The following is a 20,872-nucleotide window of genomic DNA, read 5'->3' as shown; positions in this document are numbered from 1 at the left end:
GTTTCTGGCGTTTGGCCCAGTTCTCCAGCCAGTGGATGTCGTAGTCGCCGGAGAGGATGTCCGGCTCCTGCAGCAGCTTCTGGAACAGGGGAATGGTGGTGTCGATGCCGCCGACGACCATCTCGTTCAGGCTCCGCTTGAGGCGGGCGATGCACTCCTCCCGGTCGCGGCCGTGGACGATCAGCTTGCCGATCAGGCTGTCGTAATAGGGCGGGATCGAATAGCCGGCGTAGATGGCGCTATCCAGCCGCACGCCCAGACCGCCGGGGGCGTGGAAGTCGGTGATGGCGCCGGGCGAGGGCGTGAAGGTTTCGGCGTTTTCGGCGTTGATGCGGCACTCGATCGAGTGGCCGGTGAAGGTAACGTCGGCCTGGGTGAACGACAGCGGCAGGCCGGCGGCGATGCGAATCTGCTCGCGAACCAGATCGACCCCGGTGATCATTTCCGTAACCGGATGCTCAACTTGCAGCCGGGTGTTCATCTCGATGAAGAAGAACTCGCCATCTTCCCAGAGGAATTCGATGGTGCCCACGCCGAGGTAGCCGATGGCGGCGATGGCCTTGTTGACCGTCTCGCCGATGGCGACCCGTTCCGCCGCCGACAGGGCCGGCGAGGGGGCTTCTTCCATGACCTTCTGGTGGCGGCGCTGCAGGGAGCAGTCGCGCTCGCCGAGGTGGACGACGTTGCCGTGGCTGTCGGCGATGACCTGAAGCTCGATATGACGCGGCTTCTGGAGATAACGCTCCATGTAGACGGCGCCGTTGCCGAAGGCGGCGGTGGCTTCGGACTGGGCGGTCTGGACGGCCTCGACGAGGTCGTCGGCGGTCAGGGCGACCTTCATGCCGCGCCCGCCGCCGCCGGCCGCGGCCTTGACGATCAGGGGGAAGCCGATGGTCTTTGAGGCCGCGATGGCGTCCTCGATGGTCTCGACCTCGCCGGCCGAACCGGGAACGCACGGAATGCCGGCTTCCAGCACCGTCTGTTTGGCGGTGATCTTGTCGCCCATGACCCGGATGTGCTCGGGCTTGGGCCCGATGAAGGTCATGCCGTGGGCCTCGACGATCTCGGCGAAGCGGGCGTTCTCGGACAGGAAGCCGTAGCCGGGGTGGATGGCCTGGGCGCCGGTGATCTCGGCGGCCGCGATGATCGACGGGATGTTGAGGTAGCTCTTGGCCGCGGGCGCGGGGCCGATGCAGACGCTCTCGTCGGCCAGCCGCACCCACATGGCGCCGCGATCGGCCTCGGAGTGCACGGCGACGGTGGAGATGCCCATCTCCTTGCAGGCGCGGTGAATCCGCAGGGCGATTTCGCCGCGGTTGGCGATCAGGACCTTGGTGAACATGGGCTTACGCCTCGAGCAGGACGAGCGGCTCGCCGAACTCGACCGGCTGGGCGTCGCCGACCAGAACCTCGACCACAACGCCGTCGCGGGGGGCCTGGATCGGATTCATCGTCTTCATCGCCTCGACGATCAGCAGGGTCTGGCCCTTCTTGACCTTGTCGCCGGCCTGGCAGAACGGCGGCGCCTCGGGCGAGGCCTGCAGATAGACGGTGCCGACCATCGGCGACTTCACCTCTTCGCCCGACTTGGCGACGATGGTGGCGGGGTCGGACGGCATCGACGCCGGGGCCGCGGCGGCCGGAGCCGGCGCATGGGCGGCCGGGGCGGGGGCGGCGGAATACTGCACGACCGGAGCGGCCACGACTTCGCGGGCCACCCGGATGCGCAGTTCGCCGCGCTCGACCTCGATCTCCGTCAGGGAGGTGTCGTTCAGGATGTCAGCCAGCTGGCGCACCAGGGTGGTGTCGATCTCGGCCTCGTTCTTGAGCCTGGACGCGGGGGTCTTGGGATCGGCCATGGGTGTTTGAGCCTCTTCTTGTCGTCTTAAACCGAACGGCCCGCGGGGCCGGCGCGTTCCTGCGCCAGCCTGAGGGCGGCCTTGACGGCCAGTTCGTAGCTGAATGGGCCGAAGCCCGAAACCACGCCCGCCGCGACCGGCGAAACATAGGAGCGATGGCGGAAACGCTCGCGCGCCGCCGGATTGGAGAGATGGCATTCGACGATCGGGATCGTCAGGGTCTTCAGGGCGTCCAGCAGGGCCACCGACGTGTGGCCGTAGCCGGCGGGATTGATGACCAGGGCGGAGGCCTTTTCGCGGGCCTCCTGGACCTGGTCGATCAGTTCGCCCTCGTGGTTGGTCTGGCGGAACACCACGGTCGCGTCCCCGGCGGCCCGTTCGCACATCGCCTGAACGTCGGCCAGCGTCTGACGTCCATAGATATCCGGCTCGCGCACCCCAAGCAGGTTGAGGTTCGGGCCGTTCAGGACGTAGAGGACGGTTGGTTCGGGCATGAGCTCGTGAACTGCGGGTTCCGACCGGAATCGGACGGGCCTTTTAGCTGAGGCGTGGCGGTTATCAAACCGCGGCGCGGAATAGAGTGACGTAGCGGCATGCGCATTCAGGTCAACGGGGAAGTCCGCGAGGTCGAGGCCGGCACCATTCTGGCGCTGGTCGAGGAACTCGGGCTGGACATCCGCAAGGTGGCGGTAGAGCGCAACCTGGAGATCGTGCCGCGGACGCTGCATGGCGCGACGGCGCTGGCCGACGGCGACCGGATCGAACTGGTGCAGTTCGTGGGCGGGGGCTGAGGGCTCACCGGTCGACCTCGAGATCCCGCAGATCCCGGCCCCGCGTCTCGCGACCGAGGACCGCGATCATGCCGAACGCCACCACGGTCAGGCCGCCGACCAGGGCCGCGGCCACGCCCAGCACGGGCGCCGCGCCCAGGACGCTCAGGCCCTGTGCGGCCAGACCGCCCAGCTTGCTGCAGCCGGCGACCCAGCCGGTGGCGCGGCCGCGGATGCGCAGGGGGTAGTTCTCGGCCGTATAGGGCAGGATGATCGAGATGACGCCGCTGGAGCCGACGATCAGCAGGGCCAGCGGGGCGATCGGATCGGCCAGGGCCTCGACGCCCATGCCGCGCAGCAGGAAACCAAACAGGCCGAGGGCGCTGACGCCCAGCATCAGGGCCAGGGCCCCCCGCGTGCTCCAGGCGCTGTAGAGCCAGACCGAGATCAGCACCGTCGGCGCGGCGATCAGGGTGGATCGGGCGATCAGGGCCGAGGCGGCCTCGACGCTTCGGCCCTCGGCGACGAGGGCGGCGGGCAGCCACAGCAGGACGCCGAAATTGACCAGGCCCCAGGACAGGGCGGCGAGGGTCAGGGCGACCGTCACCGCGAGATGGCGGCGGTCGACCGGCGGCAGGCGAGAATGGCTTTCCGCCTCGATGGAGGCCGCGACGGTCCGGACCCCGGCCCCGAACCGCGCCAGCACGGCGCGGGCTTCCTCGCCGCGGCCGACGTGCTGCAGGAAGCGGGCGGACTCGGGCAGAAGAGGGCTGAGGGCGATCAGGATCAGGCCGGTGGGCAGGTTGAGGAACCACATGATCCGCCAGCTCCAGTCAGGCTGGAGCCAGGCGGACAGGGCGCTGGCGGCGAAATAGCCGCCGACCGCGCCGATGCCGCCGACCAGGACCAGGGCCCAGCCGCGGTGGCGTGTGGGCATGATCTCGGCCAGCAGGGCGTAGGCCACGGGCAGCATGCCGCCGGCGGCCGCGCCCATCAGGAAACACATGCCGACGTTCCACCAGAAGTCCGGCATGGCGCCGCAGATCGAGGTGCCGACGAACATCACCGAGGACAGCAGGATCGAGGCGCGGCGGCCGTAGATGTCGGCGAGCCAGCCCCAGGCGAAGGAGCCGACCACAGTGCCGCTCAGGGCCGCGAACGGCAGCAGGGCGACCATGGCGCCGCTCAGGCCATATTCGGCCCGCATGCCCGGCAGGACGAAGCCGAGGCTGGCGGGCTTCATGATATCGACGATCAGGGCGATGGAGAGCAGGCCGCACATCAGCCAGTGAGCCCGGGTCAGGGGCGCGTCCTCGGGCGGAGCCAGGACGAGCACGGCCTCGCCCGCACCCGCCTGTCGCGCCGGCAGCAGGCCGAAGGCCGTCAGGCCCACGCCGCCGACGATCAGGACCATGCCCCACATCATGCCGGCGTCCATCGGCATGCCGGCCAGATGGAACCCCATGTCCCGGCCCATCCAGTACATGGGCAGGTGGAGCAGGACGCCCGCCGTCACGACCAGGCAGCCGAACCAGAAGGCCCAGGCGTGGCGTCGGTCTCCGAATAACCGTGACAGCATGGGCCGCGTCTTCCCCCGGAGACCGATGATCCCGTTCCTAGCGTCCCGGTTCGGCGCGCGTCGAGCGGCAATCGTCGGCGCGGGCGGCGGATAAGTGCCGCGGGGCTCTTCGACTCGGGCTGCGGACGGGCTAAACCCCGCCCATGACCGCTCCCACAGACACCTGGACCGTCGCCGGCCGGACCTTCAACAGCCGACTGATCGTCGGCACCGGCAAGTACAAGACCTATCAGGAGAACGCCGAGGCCGCCGAGGCGGCGGGGGCCGAGATCGTCACCGTGGCGGTGCGGCGGGTGAATCTGAGCGATCCGTCGCAGCCGATGCTGGTCGACTATGTGAAGCCGGACCGGTTCACCTTCCTGCCCAACACCGCGGGCTGTTTCACCGGCGAGGACGCGGTGCGGACGCTGCGGCTCGTGGCGATGTGAAGCCGGACCGGTTCACCTTCCTGCCCAACACCGCGGGCTGTTTCACCGGCGAGGACGCGGTGCGGACGCTGCGGCTGGCGCGCGAGGCCGGCGGCTGGGATCTGGTCAAGCTGGAGGTGCTGTCGGACACGGCGCACCTGTATCCCGACATGATCGAGACGCTGCGGGCGCTGGACCTGCTGATCAGGGACGGCTTCCAGGTCATGGTCTATTGCACCGACGACGTGGTCATGGCGAAGCGGCTGGAAGAGGCGGGGGCCGCGGCGATCATGCCGGCGGCGGCGCCGATCGGCTCGGGCCTGGGCATCCAGAACCGGGTCAACATCCGGCTGATCGTGGAACAGGCCAAGGTGCCGGTGCTGGTCGATGCGGGGGTGGGCACGCCGTCGGATGCGGTGCTGGCCATGGAACTGGGCTGCGACGCGGTGCTGATGAACACGGCCATCGCGGGGGCCGCCGATCCGATCCTGATGGCGTCGGCCATGAAGCACGCGGTGATCGCCGGGCGGCAGGGCTATCTGGCGGGGCGGATGCCGCGGCGGCTGTATGCGAGCGCCAGTTCGCCGCTGAGCGGGCTGATCTGAGGGGCGAGAGTCTCCAACATCAGGAAAAAATGTTGTGACGCGCAGAGCGGCTCGCCGGTGAGGCGGGCGCCGGGGCCTGGGGCGGCTCCGGGCGAGGTTTGGCGCTGTCAAAGACCAGTCCCCGTGGGGATTTGAATCAGTATGCACGGCGATGCGTCAGAAGCGGACGCAGGCGGTTTTGCGGGTCCGGGGCGGCGGGACTGAGGGGGCGGGAAGGGCGGAAAAATGTCTCGAGAGTAGCGGGTTGGGAGGGGCGGGAGTCTTCATTTCCGACAGCGAGGATGGTCACGCGGCGCACCCCTTTCGTCATTCCGGGCGCAGCGCAGCGAAGACCCGGAACCCAGCGGCGCGCGAGAGCGCGAACCTGTCGCGAATGCGATCTGAGCAGCGTGCATGAACAGATCGCCTTCGGCGCCGCTGGGTCCCGGGTCTCCGGGCCGCTACGCGACCCTGCGCCCGGGATGACGAAAGCAAGGAAGGGCGAGGGCGGGTTGGCGGAAACCGTTGCGCCCGCTAGAGCATCGCTTCCTTCCCAAGAGACCCGCCATGCACGACATCCGCGCCATCCGTGAGAACCCCGCCGCCTTCGTCAGCGGCTGGTCGTCGCGCGGGGTGGAGGGGGCGGAGGCTCTGGTGGCGGATATCCTGCGGCTGGACGGCGAGCTGCGCGCCGCCCAGACGACGGGGCAGGAGGCGCTGGCGAAGCGCAATGCGGCGTCGAAACTGATCGGCGCGGCGATGGCCAAGAAGGACATGGCCGAGGCCGAGCGCCTGAAGGCCGAGGTCGAGAACCTGAAGGGCGAGATCGCGACGGCCGAGAAGACCGAGGCCGAGGTCGGCACGGCGTTGCGCGACCTGCTGGCGGCGCAGAAGAATCTGGCGGCGGACGACGTGCCGGAGGGTGAGGACGAGAGCGGCAATGTGCTGGTCGGCGAGCCTTGGGGAACGCCGCGCCAAGAGGGGCCGGCCAAGGATCACGCCGATCTGGGCGAGGCCATGGGCCTGCTGGACTTCGAGGCGGCGGCGCGGATGTCGGGGTCGCGGTTTGCGGTGCTGAAGGGCGGGCTGGCGCGGCTGGAACGGGCCATCGGCCAGTTCATGCTGGACGTGCAGACGAACGAGCACGGCTATCTGGAGGTCAATCCGCCGCTGCTGGTCAACGACGCCGCGGCCTACGGCACGGACAAGCTGCCGAAATTCGCTGACGACCTTTTCCATACGACAGACGGGCGTTGGCTGATTCCGACCGCCGAAGTGTCGCTCACGGCTACGGTGATGGGCCAGCTGCTGAGCGAGAGAGACCTGCAGACGCCGATCCGGATGACGGCGCTGACCCCCTGTTTCCGGGCAGAGGCGGGCTCGGCCGGCAGGGACACGCGCGGCCTGATCCGACAGCACCAATTCTACAAGGTCGAGATGGTGTCGATCACCCGGCCCGAAGACAGCGACGCCGAACACGAGCGGATGACGGCCTGCGCCGAGGCCATTCTGCGGAAGCTGGAGCTGCCGTTCCGCCGACTGTTGCTCTGCAAGGGGGACATGGGGTTCGGCGCCAGAAAGACCTTCGATCTGGAGGTCTGGCTGCCGTCGCAGGGGACCTATCGCGAGATCTCGAGCTGCTCCAACTGCGGGGACTTCCAGGCCCGGCGGATGGACGCGCGCTTCAAGCGCGACGGCGAGAAGAAGACCGAGTTCGTGCACACGCTGAACGGCTCGGGTCTGGCGGTCGGCCGGACGCTGGTGGCCGTCATGGAAAATTATCAGGACGGCGATGGACGGATCGCGGTGCCGGCGGCTCTGCTGCCATATATGGGCGGGGTGACGCACGTGGGATGATTCAAATCCCCGCGCATCCGGCGAAAGCCGGGACCCGGTGCTTTCTAGGGCATTTGTGAATGGGATTGGCGCCGCCGCAACACAGGCAGCGCTGGATCATCCAAAGAACTGGGGCCCGGCTTTCGCCGGGATGATCGGAGTAGAGATGATGCGAACGATCCTTGGCCTGGCCGCCGCCGCACTGACCCTGACCGCCTGCGCCACCAGCGGCCCCTCGTCCAACACCTACGTCCACGCCGCGGGCGACACCGCCTTCACCGGCTGGGTGCGCTTCTCGAACGGGGAGTTCCAGCTGTACGGCGACGAGGACCAGGTGCTGCAGCCCTTCTCGCGGCCCTGCGTCTCGGGCGCGGCGTCGCGGGACGAGATGGCCCAGGCGATGGGCGACCTGGGCGGACAGAAGGTGCGGATCACGGGCCGGACGGCGCCCTGGAGCGCGGCCGTGAACGGCCGGATCGAGCACGCGCGGTCGGACATCCGCAACGACTGCGGCGGAGCCTTCGTGATCCTGGCCGACGACATCCGGCCCGCCAACTGACACAGGCGGCTTGCGCGAGGGGCCGACGCGCTGCAAGAGCGCGGGCGGCATGCGCATTCTTCTGACCAATGACGACGGCGTCGACGCCGAGGGGCTGGCTTGCCTCGAGCGGATCGCGCGGACCCTGTCCGACGACATCTGGCTCTGCGCGCCGCAGGTCGAGCAGTCCGGCAAGGGCCGGGGCATCACCCTGACCGAGCCGCTGCGGGTCAATCGCATGGGCGAGAAGCGGTTCGCGGTGACGGGGACGCCGACCGACTGCGTCGTTCTGGCGGTCAACGACCTGATGCCCGAGCGGCCCGATCTGGTGCTGTCGGGGGTCAATCGCGGCCACAACGTCGGCGAGGACTGTTCGTATTCCGGCACGGTGGCGGGCGCGCTTCAGGGCATGGCCTTCGGCATCCGCTCCATCGCCCTGAGCCAGAGCCTCGAACGCTTCCACGACGAGGTGACGGCCCACTGGGAGACGGCCGAGGCCTATGCGCCGGCCATCATCTCGCGCCTGCTGGCCCAGCCGTGGCAGGACGGGGTGGTGATGAACCTGAACTTCCCCGCCCGTCCGCCCGAGGCCGTGACCGAGGTCGAGGTGACGCGGCAGGGCTTCCGCGACATCGGCGAGATGCATGCGGTCAAGCGCACCGACCTGCGCGGCCGCGACTACTACTGGATGAGCTTCCGCGGGACGAAGCATGACCATCCGTCCGGCACGGACCTGCGGGCCATGGACGAAGGGAAGATTTCGGTCACGCCGCTGCACATCGACCTGACCCATGCGCCCAGCATCCACGACCTGAAGGGCGTGCTGGGCGGGGCGCCGCCGAAGGGTATGGTGACGATATGAGGTCGCTTTTTCACGCCCTTCCCCCATTTCGGGGGAAGGTGGGCCGCGAAGCGGCTCGGATGGGGGCTCTGTCCGGGTTCCGATCAGGGGGCAGCCGGGCCGCCACCGGCCGGCCCCCATCCGTCAGGCTTCGCCTGCCACCTTCCCCCGCGAGGGGGGAAGGGACCCGTCCATGAAACTCAACGACGACCGCGCCGGACGTTTGATCCTCGGCCTTCGCCAGCAGGGGGTGACCGACCCGCGTGTGCTGGCGGCCATGGAATCGATCGACCGCGCCGTCTTCGTGCACGAGAAATTTCTCGACCAGGCATGGGAGGACCAGGCCCTGCCGATCGACTGCGCCCAGACCATCAGCCAGCCCTATATCGTCGGCCTGATGACCCAGGCGCTGGACGTGCAGCCGCGTCACCGGGTGCTGGAGATCGGCACCGGCAGCGGCTACCAGGCCGCGGTGCTGAGCCGGCTGGCGCGCTATGTCTATTCCATCGAGCGGTACCGCAGCCTGCTGACCGAGGCCGAGACCCGGCTGAAGGACCTGAAGATCGACAATGTCATCACCCGGCACGGTGACGGCAATCTGGGCTGGCCCGAACAGGCGCCGTTCGACCGGATCATGGTCACGGCCGCGGCGCCGGGCGAGCCGACCGAACTGCTGCACCAGCTGAAGCCGGGCGGGATACTGGTCTGTCCGGTGGGGCGCAGCTCGGTGCAGATGCTGCACCGCTATGTCGGCCAGGCCGACGGCTCGTTCCGGCGCGAAAGCCTGAGCGAGGTGCGGTTCGTGCCGCTTGTCGAGGGGACGGCCAAGGAGGGGTGAGGGGTAGTCCCGATCGCCCTCCGTTAACCTTCGCGCCCAACTTTGGCGCCCTTTGACGGGTTGGCTTGGGCCGACGGGCGAGGCACACCGGATGACGACCACGGGGCGGGAGACGGCATGACGATGCGATTCGGGATCAGGGTTCTGGCGGTGCTGGTCGGGATGATGACGCTGGCCGCCTGCGCCAGCTATCCGGCCGAGCCGCGCTATTCGATTCGCGCCGACGGCGCGGCTCCCGCCCGGACGCCCGCCTATCCCGCCGCACCGCTTTCGCCGGCTCCGGCTCCAAGCGGGGAGGGCGTGCGCGGCGCGACCAATCCTGCGAACGAAGCGCCGCCGCCGCGCACCGCGCCGGTCGAATCGATCGAGGGCGGGGCGCTGTCGGCGCCGATCGGCACGGCGCCGCGGGTCTATTCCGAAAGCCCCACGCCGGCGGCCGGGCCCGCCTCGGAAGGCTTCAGCACGCCGCCGCCGCCGCGGTCCGGCGCGGTCGCCGTCGAGGCCGGGGCCGTCTATGAAATCCAGCCCGGCGACACGATCTCGGGCATCGGCCGGCGCTTCCAGACGCCGGTGCAGAACCTGATCGACCTGAACGCCCTCGGCCCGCGCGCGGCGATCACTCCGGGCCAGCGGCTGATCCTGCCGGCCAGCGCCGTCGACATCGGCGGCGATCCCTACGCCACCGGGCCGTCGCCGAGCGGCGTCTATGTGCCCGAAGTCGGGACGCCTCCGCCTCCGCCTCCGCCGCCGCCCTCGGGCAACGCCGCCCTGCCGCCGCCGCCGCGCGAGGCCGCGCCCGCGGCCGGACCGGCGCCGACGGCCGGACCCGCTCCGGCGCCCGCGCCCTCGATGGTCAATCTGGACTGGCCGGTGCGCGGCGACATCCTGCGGCGCTTCGGGCCGGTCGGCATGGGCGAGCGCAACAACGGGGTGAACATCGGCGCGGCCGCAGGGGCCGAGGTGCGCGCCGCCGCCGCCGGACGGGTCGGCTATGTCGGCGACGACCTGGCGGGGCAGGGGCTGACCGTGCTGGTGGTGCACCGCGACGGCTGGCGCACGGTCTATGGCCACCTCGGCTCGGCCGTGGTGCGGGACGGGGACGAGATCCGCGCCGGGCAGCAGATCGGCACGGTCGGGACGACCGCCGGGGACGGGCGGCCGTCGGTGCATTTCGAGACCTGGCGCATGCGCGGCGACCAGCCGAACGCCGTCGATCCGCTGACCGTGTTGCCGCGATAACGCAAAGCGGAGCGGTGAACACGCGTCGCGTTGCAAAGTGCGGCGGCGCACCCTAGTTTCCGCGCCTCATTTTCAAGGGCCGCTCCCGGCGGCTCCAGACGTTCGCGGAGACCATCGTGCAGGAACTTATGGCGGGGCCGTTCGGCACCCTGATCTTCTTCGTCCCTGTGATCATCCTGTTCTACTTCATGCTGATCCGCCCGCAGCAGAAGCAGATGAAGGCCCATCAGGCGCTGGTCGCCGGTCTGAAGCGCGGCGACACCGTGGTGCTGTCGAACGGCATGATCGGCAAGGTCACCCGCGTCGAGAACGACCAGGCCATGGTCGAGATCGCGCAGGGCGTGAACGTTCCGGTGGTCAAGCAGATGATCACCCAGGTGCGCGACCGCACGGCGATCGCCGCCAACGACACCAAGACCATCGCCAAGTCCTGACGCCGTTCTGAAAAGGTCGGGGACGCCCGCATGATCCATCTGTCGCGCTGGAAGGTCATCCTTCTTGTCCTGTCCCTGCTGTTCGGGCTGCTGTTCAGCTATCCGAACCTGCTGACGGCCGCCCAGCGCGAGGCGTTGCCGGGCTGGCTGCCGAAGAGCGGGCTGAACCTGGGGCTGGACCTGCAGGGCGGATCGTACCTGCTGCTGGAGGTCGACGTCCCGGCCATGCGCGAGAAGCGCCTGACCAACCTGGGCGAGGACGCCCGCACGGTTCTGGCCGAGGCGCGGGTCGGGGTGACCAGCATCGGACGGGAAGACGCCGGCGTGGTCGTCACCCTCGCCGATCCGACCCAGATGGACCTGGCCCTGCAGTCGATGCGGGCCCTGGTCAGCGGGGGCGCCAGCGGCGTCGCCGACCGGTCGGTGCAGCGTCTGGGCGACAACCGCATCCGTTACGGCTTCACCGAGGCGGCCCTGAACTCCATGGGTTCGGACGCCGTGACGCAGTCGATCGAGGTGGTGCGCCGCCGGATCGACAGCCTGGGCACCCGCGAACCCTCGATCACCCGCCAGGGCGCCGACCGCATCGTGGTCCAGGCCCCGGGCGAGAGCGACCCGGCCCAGCTGGAACGCGTCATCGGCCAGACGGCGCAGCTGACCTTCCAGATGGTCGACGTCGAGAATTCGGTGGAGGAGGCGCTGGCCGGCGCCGTGCCGCCGGACTCCGAACTGATCCCCGGCGCCGAGGCCGGCGGCCCGGCCTACTATCTGGTCAAGCGCCGGGTGCTGGTGTCGGGCGAGAACCTGACCAAGGCCGAGGTGACGGCGGACCAGAACAACCAGACCGCCATCGGCTTCCGCTTCGACGGCGCCGGCGCGCGCCGCTTCGGCGAGGCCACGGCCGCCAATATCGGCAAGCCCTTCGCCATTATTCTCGACGGCAAGGTGATCTCGGCTCCGAACATCCGCAGCGCCATCACCGGCGGCTCGGGCATCATCGAGGGCAGCTACACCATCCAGGAGGCCTCCGAGATGGTGAACCTGCTGAACGGCGGCGCCCTGCCGGCCCCGCTGAACGTCGAGGAGCGCCGGACGGTGACGGCCGAGCTCGGCGCCGACGCCGTGGCCGCGGGCAAGCTGTCGACCCTGATCGGCTTCGCCATCATCGTGGTGTTCATGCTGCTGACCTACGGTTTCATCTTCGGCGGCATCTCGGTGATCGGCCTGCTGCTGAACGGCCTGCTGATCATCGCCGCCATGTCCTTCACCCAGGCGACCCTGACCCTGCCCGGCATCGCGGGTCTGATCCTGACCTTCGCCGTGGCGGTGGACGCGAACGTGCTGATCTATGAGCGGATGCGCGACGAGGCGCGGGCCGGACGGTCCGTGATCGCGTCGCTGGACGCCGGCTTCAACAAGGCCATGGGCACGATCGTCGACGCCAACCTGACGACCCTGGTGGCGGCGCTGATCATGTTCATCTTCGGCGCCGGTCCTGTGCGCGGCTTCGCCTGGACGCTGACGATCGGGGTGTTCACCTCGATGCTGTCGGCGGTGCTGGTCGCCCAGGTCGGACTCGCCCTGTGGCTGAAGATCGCCAAACCCAAAAAACTGCCGATCGCGGAGTGATGGCGATGTCCTGGTGGCCCCTCATCAAAGTCCTGCCGATCAAGACGAACCTGAAGTTCGTCTCGTTCGCCAAATACGCCGCCGTGCTGTCGGCCGTGCTGGTGATCGCCTCGCTGGTCGGGGTGTTCAAGCCCGGCCTGAACCTGGGCATCGACTTCCGCGGCGGCGCCGTGATGGAGCTGAGCAAGCCCACCGGTCAGGCGCTGGAGCTCGACAAGGTGCGCGAGGCCGTCGACGGCCTCGGCCTGGGCGACGTCCAGGTGCAGGGCATCGACAACGACGCCAGCGCCATCGTCAAATTCCAGGTGCCCGACGACGAGCCGCAGGCCCAGGTGGTCCAGCGCGTGCAGTCGGCCGTCACCGCGGCCGTGGGCGAGGTCGAATATTCGGGCGTCAGCGTCGTGGGTTCGAAGGTTTCGGGCGAGCTGTTCACCTCGGGTCTGCTGGCCCTGGGCGCGGCCATCCTTCTGATGTTCGCCTACATCTGGTTCCGGTTCGAGCCGCAGTTCGGTCTCGGCGCCGTGGCCGGGCTGCTGCACGACGTGATCCTGGTGTTCGGCCTGATCGTGCTGATGCGGCTGGAGTTCAGCCTCAACATGGTCGCCGCCATCCTGACGGTCATCGGCTATTCGATGAACGACACCGTGGTGGTGTTCGACCGCCTTCGCGAGAACCTGCGCAAATACAAGACCATGCCCCTGCGCGAGGTGATCGATCTGACCATCAACGAGATCCTGACGCGGACGATCATCACCGGCTTCACGGCGGTGATGGTGCTGGCGGCCCTCGCCTACTTCGGCGGACCGGCCCTGTTCGGCTTCTCGATCGCCCTGATGTTCGGCATCGTCTGCGGCACCTATTCGTCGATCTATGTCGGCGCGCCGATCATCCTGCTGTGGGGCGTCAAGCGCGGCGGCCGCGACAAGGAAGACGCCAAGCCGATCAAGCTGGGAATGGCCAGCCGGCCGTAGGGCGTCTGATCTCCCTCGCCCTTGTGGGGAGGGTGGTCGCGCAGCGACCGGGTGGGGCATCGTCCGGACGCACCCCACCCTGTCGTCGCTTCGCGCCGACATCCCTCCCCATGACGGGGAGGGAGAGGTAAGGTGACGCTTCAACGAATCGCTCCGGGGAGGGGCTGACCATGGGCAAGCTGCTGTCGAATTTCCGCACCACCATCCTGCTGAGCCTCGCGCTCGCGGGCGTGATGATCCTCGCCTTCGGACAGGTGTCCGGCGGCTTCGGGGAGGCCTTCTGGCAGGCGGCGTTCCGCTGGGTGCACGTCGTGGCCGGCATCCTGTGGATCGGCCTGCTGTACTATTTCAACTTCGTCCAGATCCGGGTGATGCCGAACATCCCCGCCGAGCTGAAGCCCGCCATCGGCAAGCATATCGCCCCGGAGGCCCTGTTCTGGTTCCGCTGGTCGGCGCTGGTGACCGTGCTGGCCGGTCTGGCCGTCATGTTCGCCCGTGGACACGCATACGCCGCCGAGGTGCTGACCTTCGGCCTGGCCCAGGGCCTGACCGAGGACCAGAAGGGCTTCACCCTGATGGGCATCGGCGTCTGGCTGGCCATCGTCATGTTCCTCAACGTCTGGGGCATCATCTGGCCGAACCAGAAGCGGGCGCTGGGCATCGTCGTCGTGGATGACGCGGCCAAGGCCAAGGCCGCCCGCGTCGCCATGATGGGCAGCCGCATCAACCTGCTGCTGTCGCTGCCGATGCTGACGTCCATGGCGATGTTCCAGACCCTGTTTGGCTGATCCGTCTTCCGATCGTACGGGCGTCAGCCTCGACGACCAGGTCCGCGGCGCCGACCGCGACCGGTGGCTGTCCAGCCGGTTCGTGGCCGACGAGCGGCTGCGCGCGGACCTGATCGCCCTCTACGCCCTCGAGGCCGAGCTGATGGCCATACCGACGCGGGTGACCCAGCCGATGCTGGCCGAGATGCGCTATGTCTGGTGGCGCGAGCAGATGGACGGGGTGTTCGCGGGAGCGGCGCGCAAGGGCCATCCGGTGCTCGAGGCCCTGACCGACATCGTCGCCCGCCACGGGCTGGAGCGCGCGCCCTTCGACGCCCTGATCGAGGCCCATGTGGGCCGGGTGCATGGCGAGCCGCACGATCTGGACGCCTTCTACGTCGGACCGATGCAGGTCGCGGTGCGGATCCTGTCGAAGACGGCAGACCCCGCTTCCGTGGTCTCGGCGGCGCGGGCGAGGGGACGGGTCCAGACCGGACAGGCTGTGGATACGGGGATGCGGGCGGAGGCGAACCGGGCGCTGCGGAGCCTGCCGGCCGAAGCCTTTCCCGCCGTCGCGTCCGCGGCCCTGCGGAGCGCGGACCCCGCCGATGCGGCTCGGCGGCTGCGGCTGACATGGGCGGTCCTGAGAGGACGGATCTGACGTCCGCGGGTCTCAGAGATCCACGGTCGGGACGCCGGCGGGCCAGGCGTCGTTGAAGAAGGCCTCGCGCGACGGAGCCGGAACGGTCGCTCCGCCCGTGCGCCAGTCCATGAAGGAGGCGTTCCAGTCGGCCCCGGCCCGGTCATAGGCGCCGCCGCCTCCGGCCCGGACGGCCGCGTGCATGGCCGCACGGCGCGTCAGGCCGACGCCCAGTTCCTTCAGGGCCTCGCGGAAGATGTCGTCCGCCTCCCCACGGCGTCCGGGCTGGCCGATGGTGTAGAGCCAGTCATGCAGGACGGCGGCGATCGCATGCCGGCCGAAGGGCGGGATGACCCAGCGGGCGAAGGTCGGGATGGAGGCGAAATCGGTCAGATAGGTGGGCGGCACCCGAACCGTCCGCGACCCGTCGGGAAGCGTGTAGGCGAACGGCCGAAGCACCACGACGGTCGTGCGCCCGTGCCGCTCGCGCGCCTGGTCATGATTGACGGCGCAGACCAGAGGCTCCTCGACACGGATCGCCGCCTCGGTCGCCGTTCGGCCGGTTCTGGCTGCCCTGGGTTTGACCGAGTGGAACGGCATAACGGCGATACTGCAACCGTCACGGGTAGCGTGCAAGGCCCGGGGGCCAAGGCGGCCCTTCCGCCATGGCCGTCAGTTCAGGGTGCGTTCCAGCAGTGCGATGCGCCGGTCGAGGTCGGCGACGACCGAAGCCAGACGCTCCTTTTCGGAGGCCATGTCGATCGGCGTTCCGTCCTCGTAGGACAGTCGCGCGCCGCGGGCGATCAGGTCGAGGCGGTACAGGGCGGTGACGCGCCGCGCCTTGAGGCGGTCGAGTTCGCTTTCCGCGGCCATCAGGCCGCGTCCCGCCACGCCTTCAGCGCGTCCAGCGCCCGGACGCTCATCAGTCGCTTCTTGGCCCGGCCGCGTTCCTTGAGCGGAATCTTCACGCCCGCCTCGTCGACCTTGGGGGCCTCGAGCGGCGGCAGCAGGCCGTAGTTGATGTTCATCGGCTGGAATTTGGAAATGCCCCCGGGTCCGTCGAGGTGGCCGCCGGTGATGTGTTCGACCAGGGCGCCCATGGCGGTGTGGACGGGCGGAGCCTCCAGCGGCCGGCCCAGCCGTTCCGCGGCGGCGAGGCGGCCGGTCAGCAGGCCCATGGCGGCGCTCTCGACATAGCCCTCGACGCCCGTGACCTGGCCGGCGAAGCGCAGGCGCGGCATGGCCTTGAGGCGCAGCTGGCGGTCCAGCAGCTTCGGAGAGTTGAGGAAGGTGTTGCGGTGCAGGCCGCCGAGGCGGGCGAACTGGGCCTCGTGCAGGCCCGGGATCATGCGGAAGACCTCGGCCTGGGCGCCGTGCTTCAGCTTGGTCTGGAAGCCGACCATGTTGAACAGGGTGCCCAAGGCGTTGTCCTGGCGCAGCTGGACGATGGCGTAGGCCTTGACCTGGGGGTCGCGCGGATTGGTCAGGCCGACCGGCTTCATCGGGCCGTGGCGCAGGGTCTCGCGGCCGCGCTCGGCCATGACCTCGATGGGCAGGCAGCCGTCGAAATAGGGAACGTTCTCCCAGTCCTTGAACTCGGCCTTGGGGCCGTTCAGCAGGGCGTCGATGAAGGCCTCATACTGGGCCTTGTCCATCGGGCAGTTGACGTAGGCGGCGGCGTCGCCGCCCGGGCCTTCCTTGTCGTAGCGCGACTGGCGCCAGGCGATGTCGAAGTCGATGGAGTCGGCGTGGACGATGGGGGCGATGGCGTCGAAGAAGCTGAGCGCGTCCTCGCCGGTCAGGTCGAGGATGGCGGCGGCCAAGGCGGGCGAAGTCAGGGGGCCGGTGGCGACGATGACATTGTCCCACTCTTCCGGCGGCAGGCCGGCGATCTCCTCGCGCACGATGGTGATCAGGGGATGGGCCTCGAGTTTCGCCGTGACCGCCTGCGAGAAGCCGTCGCGGTCGACGGCCAGGGCCCCGCCCGCCGGCACCTGATGGGCGTCGCCGCAGGCCATGATGATGGAGTCCAGCGCCCGCATCTCGGCGTGCAGCAGGCCGACGGCGTTGTGCTCCCAGTCGTCGGAGCGGAAGGAGTTGGAGCAGACCAGTTCCGCGAGCCCGTCTGTGTGGTGGGCGTCGGTCTTCACCCCGGGCACGCCGCGCATCTCGTGCAGGACCACGGGGACGCCGGCCGAGGCGATCTGCCAGGCGGCTTCCGAGCCGGCGAGGCCGCCGCCGACGACGTGGATGGGCTTCAGGATGTCCGTCATGCGCGGCTTCTAGCGGGGCCGGGCGAAAGGGGCTAGCTTGGCCATGAGCTTGGGGAGGCTGAATGGCGCGATTTTCAATCGGGACCGCGATCGGCGATGCGTTCGGCCTGATCCGGCGGCGTCCGTTGTCGGTGTTCGTCTGGGGGCTGCTGATGATGGCGCCGTCGGCGGCGACCTTTGGCCTCATGCTGCCGATGATGGGCGACATGATGGGCGAGATGGCGGAAGCGGGTCGGGACGGCGCCGCCCATAACGCCGCCTTCGCCGAAATGATGCAGTTCCAGGCCGTGTCCGGACTGATGAACCTGGTCCAGCTGTTCGTGACGGTCGTCGTCTATACGGCGGTCATGCGGGCCGTGCTGCGGCCCCGGGAGAGTGGCTTCTTCTCCTTGCGTCTGGGCATGGACGAGCTGAGGGTCGCGGTCGTCGGCATCGCCGTGGTCGTGGGCATGTATATCGCCATGATGGTGCTGCTGCTGGTCGGCTTCGCCATCGGCTTCGCCGTCTGGGGCGCGGGTTCGCCGATGAACTGGCTGGTCATCACCGGCCTGATCGTCACGGGAATGCTTGCGATCTGGCTGGGGATGGCGCGGGTCGGCCTGATCGCGCCCGCCAGCGTCCTGTACCGCAGCTTCGCCTTTCCCGAGGGGTGGCGGCTGGCCCGCGGCCAGACCGGCGCCCTGTTCGGCATGATGCTGCTGGCCCTGCTTCTGGTCGTCGCGATCAAGGCGGTCGCGTTCGGCATCGGCCTGGCCGTCGCCCTGGCAGCCGGAGTCTCCGGCGGCGTCGACTGGTCGGCTCTTCAGGCGCACAATATGGACGTCAATCCGTTCGAAGGCATGGAGGCGATGTTCGCGGCCAACTGGCCATGGTTCGCGGTGGGCGCGCTCGTGGCGGCGATGGTCTATGGCGCAGCGCTGACGCTGCACATCGCACCCTTCGCCTCGGCCTGCCGGCAACTGGCCGGAAGCGAAACGCCGCCCGTCGCGGACGAGCCGTCGCCCGGGTCCGTCGGATGAGCCAGGATCAGGACAAGAGAACAGGAGACACCATGGCGTTTTCGGCCACCGACGCGGCTTTCGAGGGTTTCCGCCTCGTCCGGCGCAATCCGCTGGCGCTCGTCGCCTGGACGCTGCTGTACGCCGTCCTGACGCTGACCGCCCTGTTCTCGCTGTCCACCATGGTGGGGCAGCTTGAGGCCTGGAGCGTGCAGGCCGAGGCGATGGAATCCGTCGAGCCGAGCTTCGACCAGGTCTGGGCCCTGATGGCCGGTTTCGGTGCGATCATGGCCCGGGTGGCGTGGCTGCTGCCGATCAGCCTCGTGGTCGGGGCCATGCTGGCCGCGGCGGTGGCGCGCGGGGTGCTGAACCCGTCCCGCGACCGGTTCGGCTATCTGCGCCTCGGCATGGACGAGGTGCGGGTCCTGGCGGTGACCTTCGTGCTCGGCCTGGTCATGACCCTTGTCGCCGTGGTCGCCATCCTGGCGGTCGGCGTGCTGATCGCGGCGGCCAAGGCGGCGGGCGGCGACGGACCCGCCCTCATCGCGGGCCTGCTCGGCTTCCTCGCCGGGACCTGCTTCTTCATCTGGCTGTGCGTCCGGCTGAGCCTGGCCGTGCCGATCACCGTGGCCGAGCGCCGCTTCGCCTTCTTCGATTCCTTCAACCTGACGAAGGGCCGGTTCTGGCCCTTGCTGGGCATGGCGGTGCTGGCCATCGTCATGGTCATGCTGGTGCAGCTGTTGTCGTCCATCGTCAGCCTGCCGCTGGGCATTATCTCGGGCCTCGAGAGCTGGTCGTTCAACAGCGATCAGGACCCCGAGGCCGTCCGGGCGGCTCTCGACGTCGGCAATCCCTGGGTGATCACCCATGCGGTCGTCGAGGCGATCGTGTCCGCACTGACCGTCGGCATCCTGTACGCGCCGTTCGCGGCCGCCTATCGCCAGATCACGGGCGGTCGACCGACAGAAACGGCGTCCGGTCCGGTCTGACCTCGAGGGAAGGCGTCGTGGAAGCGGCCCCGGCCGCAGCCTGAGCCGTCAGGCGCTCTTCCTCAGCGCCGCCACGCGCGCCTTGCGGCGCGTCTCGTGGCGGTCGAGGACCTCCTTGAGGTATTTGCCGGTCCAGCTCTTCGGATTGGCGGCGACCTGTTCGGGGGTGCCGACCGCGACGATCTCGCCGCCGCCGTCGCCGCCCTCGGGGCCGAAGTCGAGCAGCCAGTCGGCGACCTTGATGACGTCGAGATTGTGCTCGATGACCACGATGGTGTTGCCGTTCTCGACCAGTTCCTGAAGCACCTCCAGCAGCTTGCGCGTGTCCTCGAAATGCAGGCCCGTGGTGGGCTCGTCGAGGATGTAGAGGGTCTTGCCGGTGGCGCGTTTCGACAGCTCCTTCGACAGCTTGACCCGCTGGGCCTCGCCGCCGGACAGGGTGGTCGCGGACTGGCCGACCTTGACGTAGCCGAGGCCGACGCGGTTCAGGGTCAGCATCTTGTCGCGGATCGACGGCACGGCCTTGAAGAAGCTGGCGGCCTCTTCAACCGTCATATCCAGAACGTCGGATATGCTCTTGCCCTTGAAGACGATTTCCAGCGTCTCGCGGTTGTAGCGCCTGCCCTTGCAGACGTCACAGGTGACGTAGACGTCGGGCAGGAAATGCATCTCGATCTTGATCAGGCCGTCGCCCTGGCAGGCCTCGCAGCGGCCGCCCTTGACGTTGAAGCTGAAGCGACCGGGCCCGTAGCCGCGGGCCTTGGACTCGGGCAGGCCGGCGTACCAGTCGCGGATGGGACCGAAGGCGCCGGTGTATGTCGCCGGGTTCGAGCGCGGGGTGCGGCCGATGGGCGACTGGTCGATGTCGATGACCTTGTCGAACATCTCCAGCCCCTCGATGCGGTCGAAGGAGGCGGGGGCGTCCGACGCATTGTGCAGCCGGCGGGCGGCGGCCTTGTAGAGGGTCTCGATGGTGAAGGTCGACTTGCCGCCGCCCGACACGCCGGTGACGCAGGTGAACAGGCCGGCGGGAATTTCGCCGGTGACGTTCTTCAGATTGTTGCCGGTGGCGCCGCTGATCCTCAGCATCTTCTTGCGGTCGACGGGACGGCGGCCCTCGGGCGGCAGCTCGATCTCGCGCTCGCCGGTCAGGTATTTGGCGGTCAGGGAGTTGGGATTGGCCATGACCTCGGCCGGGGTGCCCTGGGCGCAGACCTCGCCGCCATGGACGCCGGCGGCCGGGCCCATGTCGATGACATAGTCGGCGGTCAGGATCGCCTCCTCGTCATGCTCGACGACGAGGACGGAATTGCCGAGGTCGCGGAGACCCCGGAGGGACTCCAGCAGGCGGGAGTTGTCGCGCTGGTGCAGGCCGATCGACGGCTCGTCGAGGACGTACAGCACGCCGGTCAGGCCCGAGCCGATCTGSGAGGCSAGGCGGATSCGCTGGCTCTCGCCGCCGGACAGGGTGCCCGAGGCGCGCGACAGGCTGAGGTAGTCRAGGCCGACGTTGTTGAGGAAGCGCAGCCGGTCGGTGATCTCGCCGGTCAGGCCCGAGCCGATCTGGGAGGCCAGGCGGATGCGCTGGCTCTCGCCGCCGGACAGGGTGCCCGAGGCGCGCGACAGGCTGAGGTAGTCAAGGCCGACGTTGTTGAGGAAGCGCAGCCGGTCGGTGATCTC

Annotated in this window: 23 protein-coding genes; 15 read left to right on the top strand and 8 right to left on the bottom strand. The window is 69.0% G+C overall.

The window, feature by feature from the left end; translation table 11 throughout:
* The 3 genes from accC to aroQ all read right to left on the bottom strand — a co-directional run.
* Positions 1-1,342 (bottom strand): acetyl-CoA carboxylase biotin carboxylase subunit (gene accC, locus ASD25_RS21240; RefSeq protein WP_056620223.1); only part of this gene is annotated, 1,342 nt, incomplete at its 3' end.
* A 4-nt stretch (positions 1,343-1,346) separates the two neighbouring features.
* Positions 1,347-1,859 (bottom strand): acetyl-CoA carboxylase biotin carboxyl carrier protein, encoded by a 513-nt coding sequence (gene accB, locus ASD25_RS21235; RefSeq protein ID WP_055830324.1) that lies wholly within the window; start codon positions 1,857-1,859, stop codon positions 1,347-1,349.
* A 26-nt stretch (positions 1,860-1,885) separates the two neighbouring features.
* Positions 1,886-2,353, bottom strand: coding sequence for a type II 3-dehydroquinate dehydratase (gene aroQ / locus ASD25_RS21230; RefSeq protein WP_055830327.1), 468 nt, complete (start codon positions 2,351-2,353; stop codon positions 1,886-1,888).
* A 99-nt stretch (positions 2,354-2,452) separates the two neighbouring features.
* Between aroQ and thiS the strand changes: the two genes are divergently transcribed.
* Complete coding sequence (gene thiS, locus ASD25_RS21225) at positions 2,453-2,650, top strand: sulfur carrier protein ThiS (protein WP_055830329.1); 198 nt, start codon at positions 2,453-2,455, stop codon at positions 2,648-2,650.
* A 4-nt stretch (positions 2,651-2,654) separates the two neighbouring features.
* On the opposite strand, the gene ASD25_RS21220 is transcribed toward thiS, so the two are convergent.
* The gene (locus ASD25_RS21220; protein WP_055830332.1) at positions 2,655-4,208 is read right to left on the bottom strand and encodes an MFS transporter; all 1,554 of its coding nucleotides are present in this window, start codon (positions 4,206-4,208) and stop codon (positions 2,655-2,657) included.
* Positions 4,209-4,351: 143 nt separating this feature from the next.
* Here ASD25_RS21220 and ASD25_RS32960 point away from each other — a divergent pair, with 143 nt between their 5' ends.
* The 12 genes from ASD25_RS32960 to ASD25_RS21165 all read left to right on the top strand — a co-directional run bounded on the left by ASD25_RS32960 (position 4,352) and on the right by ASD25_RS21165 (position 14,953).
* On the top strand, positions 4,352-4,636 hold the full coding sequence (locus ASD25_RS32960) for a hypothetical protein (RefSeq protein WP_369816648.1): 285 nt from the start codon (positions 4,352-4,354) through the stop codon (positions 4,634-4,636).
* Positions 4,633-5,220 carry a thiazole synthase gene (locus ASD25_RS21215; RefSeq protein WP_369816647.1) on the top strand — a complete coding sequence of 196 codons (588 nt, stop codon included), beginning with the start codon at positions 4,633-4,635 and terminating at the stop codon, positions 5,218-5,220. The genes ASD25_RS32960 and ASD25_RS21215 overlap by 4 nt, the downstream gene beginning before the upstream one ends.
* A 546-nt stretch (positions 5,221-5,766) precedes the next feature.
* Complete coding sequence (gene serS / locus ASD25_RS21210; protein ID WP_055830335.1) at positions 5,767-7,056, top strand: serine--tRNA ligase; 1,290 nt, start codon at positions 5,767-5,769, stop codon at positions 7,054-7,056.
* A gap of 148 nt (positions 7,057-7,204) precedes the next feature.
* A complete protein-coding gene (locus ASD25_RS21205; RefSeq protein ID WP_156376965.1) occupies positions 7,205-7,594 on the top strand; it encodes a hypothetical protein in 390 nt (129 codons plus the stop codon).
* Positions 7,595-7,643: 49 nt separating this feature from the next.
* Positions 7,644-8,435, top strand: coding sequence for a 5'/3'-nucleotidase SurE (gene surE, locus ASD25_RS21200; RefSeq protein ID WP_055830686.1), 792 nt, complete (start codon positions 7,644-7,646; stop codon positions 8,433-8,435).
* Positions 8,436-8,607: 172 nt separating this feature from the next.
* The gene (locus ASD25_RS21195) at positions 8,608-9,252 is read left to right on the top strand and encodes a protein-L-isoaspartate(D-aspartate) O-methyltransferase (RefSeq protein ID WP_055830339.1); all 645 of its coding nucleotides are present in this window, start codon (positions 8,608-8,610) and stop codon (positions 9,250-9,252) included.
* 117 nt (positions 9,253-9,369) lie between these two features.
* A complete protein-coding gene (locus tag ASD25_RS21190) occupies positions 9,370-10,491 on the top strand; it encodes a peptidoglycan DD-metalloendopeptidase family protein (RefSeq protein ID WP_235561749.1) in 1,122 nt (373 codons plus the stop codon).
* Positions 10,492-10,619: 128 nt separating this feature from the next.
* Positions 10,620-10,925, top strand: a complete 306-nt coding sequence (gene yajC / locus ASD25_RS21185; protein WP_055830341.1) for a preprotein translocase subunit YajC — start codon at positions 10,620-10,622, stop codon at positions 10,923-10,925.
* 30 nt (positions 10,926-10,955) lie between these two features.
* The gene (gene secD, locus ASD25_RS21180; RefSeq protein WP_055830344.1) at positions 10,956-12,554 is read left to right on the top strand and encodes a protein translocase subunit SecD; all 1,599 of its coding nucleotides are present in this window, start codon (positions 10,956-10,958) and stop codon (positions 12,552-12,554) included.
* A complete protein-coding gene (gene secF / locus ASD25_RS21175; RefSeq protein WP_055830346.1) occupies positions 12,554-13,525 on the top strand; it encodes a protein translocase subunit SecF in 972 nt (323 codons plus the stop codon). Before secD ends, secF begins: the two co-directional genes overlap by 1 nt.
* 170 nt (positions 13,526-13,695) lie before the next feature.
* Entirely contained in the window at positions 13,696-14,313 is a 618-nt protein-coding gene (locus ASD25_RS21170) for a hypothetical protein (RefSeq protein ID WP_055830348.1), read from the top strand.
* Entirely contained in the window at positions 14,306-14,953 is a 648-nt protein-coding gene (locus ASD25_RS21165; RefSeq protein WP_055830350.1) for a squalene/phytoene synthase family protein, read from the top strand. The genes ASD25_RS21170 and ASD25_RS21165 overlap by 8 nt, the downstream gene beginning before the upstream one ends.
* A 12-nt stretch (positions 14,954-14,965) precedes the next feature.
* Here ASD25_RS21165 and ASD25_RS21160 read toward each other — a convergent pair whose 3' ends face one another.
* The 3 genes from ASD25_RS21160 to trmFO form a co-directional block, all read right to left on the bottom strand.
* Entirely contained in the window at positions 14,966-15,532 is a 567-nt protein-coding gene (locus ASD25_RS21160; protein WP_082560103.1) for a DUF1353 domain-containing protein, read from the bottom strand.
* A gap of 72 nt (positions 15,533-15,604) precedes the next feature.
* Entirely contained in the window at positions 15,605-15,805 is a 201-nt protein-coding gene (locus ASD25_RS21155) for a hypothetical protein (protein WP_055830692.1), read from the bottom strand.
* Positions 15,805-17,205, bottom strand: a complete 1,401-nt coding sequence (gene trmFO, locus ASD25_RS21150) for a methylenetetrahydrofolate--tRNA-(uracil(54)-C(5))-methyltransferase (FADH(2)-oxidizing) TrmFO (protein WP_055830352.1) — start codon at positions 17,203-17,205, stop codon at positions 15,805-15,807. Before trmFO ends, ASD25_RS21155 begins: the two co-directional genes overlap by 1 nt.
* Before the next feature lie 62 nt (positions 17,206-17,267).
* Here trmFO and ASD25_RS21145 point away from each other — a divergent pair, with 62 nt between their 5' ends.
* The gene (locus ASD25_RS21145) at positions 17,268-18,224 is read left to right on the top strand and encodes a hypothetical protein (protein WP_055830354.1); all 957 of its coding nucleotides are present in this window, start codon (positions 17,268-17,270) and stop codon (positions 18,222-18,224) included.
* Positions 18,225-18,256: 32 nt separating this feature from the next.
* A complete protein-coding gene (locus tag ASD25_RS21140) occupies positions 18,257-19,192 on the top strand; it encodes a hypothetical protein (protein ID WP_055830356.1) in 936 nt (311 codons plus the stop codon).
* 48 nt (positions 19,193-19,240) lie between these two features.
* Here ASD25_RS21140 and uvrA read toward each other — a convergent pair.
* Positions 19,241-20,872, bottom strand: a 1,632-nt coding sequence (gene uvrA, locus ASD25_RS21135) for an excinuclease ABC subunit UvrA (RefSeq protein ID WP_235562825.1), incomplete at its 5' end; no start/stop codon positions are given.

The organism is Brevundimonas sp. Root1423, assembly GCF_001426805.1.
The sequence above is the reverse complement of the archived record's forward strand: the minus strand, read 5'-3'. Positions and strand labels throughout refer to the sequence as shown.

What these genes read in the sequence shown, in the direction of transcription:
- ASD25_RS21190 (WP_235561749.1), top strand. Translation starts at nt 9,370, where the DNA reads ATGACGATGCGATTCGGGATCAGGGTTCTGGCGGTGCTGGTCGGGATG.
- ASD25_RS32960 (WP_369816648.1), top strand. Translation starts at nt 4,352, where the DNA reads ATGACCGCTCCCACAGACACCTGGACCGTCGCCGGCCGGACCTTCAAC.
- surE (WP_055830686.1), top strand. Translation starts at nt 7,644, where the DNA reads ATGCGCATTCTTCTGACCAATGACGACGGCGTCGACGCCGAGGGGCTG.
- ASD25_RS21140 (WP_055830356.1), top strand. Translation starts at nt 18,257, where the DNA reads ATGGCGTTTTCGGCCACCGACGCGGCTTTCGAGGGTTTCCGCCTCGTC.
- ASD25_RS21220 (WP_055830332.1), bottom strand. Translation starts at nt 4,208, where the DNA reads ATGCTGTCACGGTTATTCGGAGACCGACGCCACGCCTGGGCCTTCTGG.
- aroQ (WP_055830327.1), bottom strand. Translation starts at nt 2,353, where the DNA reads ATGCCCGAACCAACCGTCCTCTACGTCCTGAACGGCCCGAACCTCAAC.
- thiS (WP_055830329.1), top strand. Translation starts at nt 2,453, where the DNA reads ATGCGCATTCAGGTCAACGGGGAAGTCCGCGAGGTCGAGGCCGGCACC.
- ASD25_RS21160 (WP_082560103.1), bottom strand. Translation starts at nt 15,532, where the DNA reads ATGCCGTTCCACTCGGTCAAACCCAGGGCAGCCAGAACCGGCCGAACG.
- yajC (WP_055830341.1), top strand. Translation starts at nt 10,620, where the DNA reads ATGGCGGGGCCGTTCGGCACCCTGATCTTCTTCGTCCCTGTGATCATC.
- secD (WP_055830344.1), top strand. Translation starts at nt 10,956, where the DNA reads ATGATCCATCTGTCGCGCTGGAAGGTCATCCTTCTTGTCCTGTCCCTG.
- secF (WP_055830346.1), top strand. Translation starts at nt 12,554, where the DNA reads ATGGCGATGTCCTGGTGGCCCCTCATCAAAGTCCTGCCGATCAAGACG.
- ASD25_RS21195 (WP_055830339.1), top strand. Translation starts at nt 8,608, where the DNA reads ATGAAACTCAACGACGACCGCGCCGGACGTTTGATCCTCGGCCTTCGC.
- trmFO (WP_055830352.1), bottom strand. Translation starts at nt 17,205, where the DNA reads ATGACGGACATCCTGAAGCCCATCCACGTCGTCGGCGGCGGCCTCGCC.
- ASD25_RS21145 (WP_055830354.1), top strand. Translation starts at nt 17,268, where the DNA reads ATGGCGCGATTTTCAATCGGGACCGCGATCGGCGATGCGTTCGGCCTG.
- ASD25_RS21155 (WP_055830692.1), bottom strand. Translation starts at nt 15,805, where the DNA reads ATGGCCGCGGAAAGCGAACTCGACCGCCTCAAGGCGCGGCGCGTCACC.
- ASD25_RS21205 (WP_156376965.1), top strand. Translation starts at nt 7,205, where the DNA reads ATGCGAACGATCCTTGGCCTGGCCGCCGCCGCACTGACCCTGACCGCC.
- accB (WP_055830324.1), bottom strand. Translation starts at nt 1,859, where the DNA reads ATGGCCGATCCCAAGACCCCCGCGTCCAGGCTCAAGAACGAGGCCGAG.
- serS (WP_055830335.1), top strand. Translation starts at nt 5,767, where the DNA reads ATGCACGACATCCGCGCCATCCGTGAGAACCCCGCCGCCTTCGTCAGC.
- ASD25_RS21170 (WP_055830348.1), top strand. Translation starts at nt 13,696, where the DNA reads ATGGGCAAGCTGCTGTCGAATTTCCGCACCACCATCCTGCTGAGCCTC.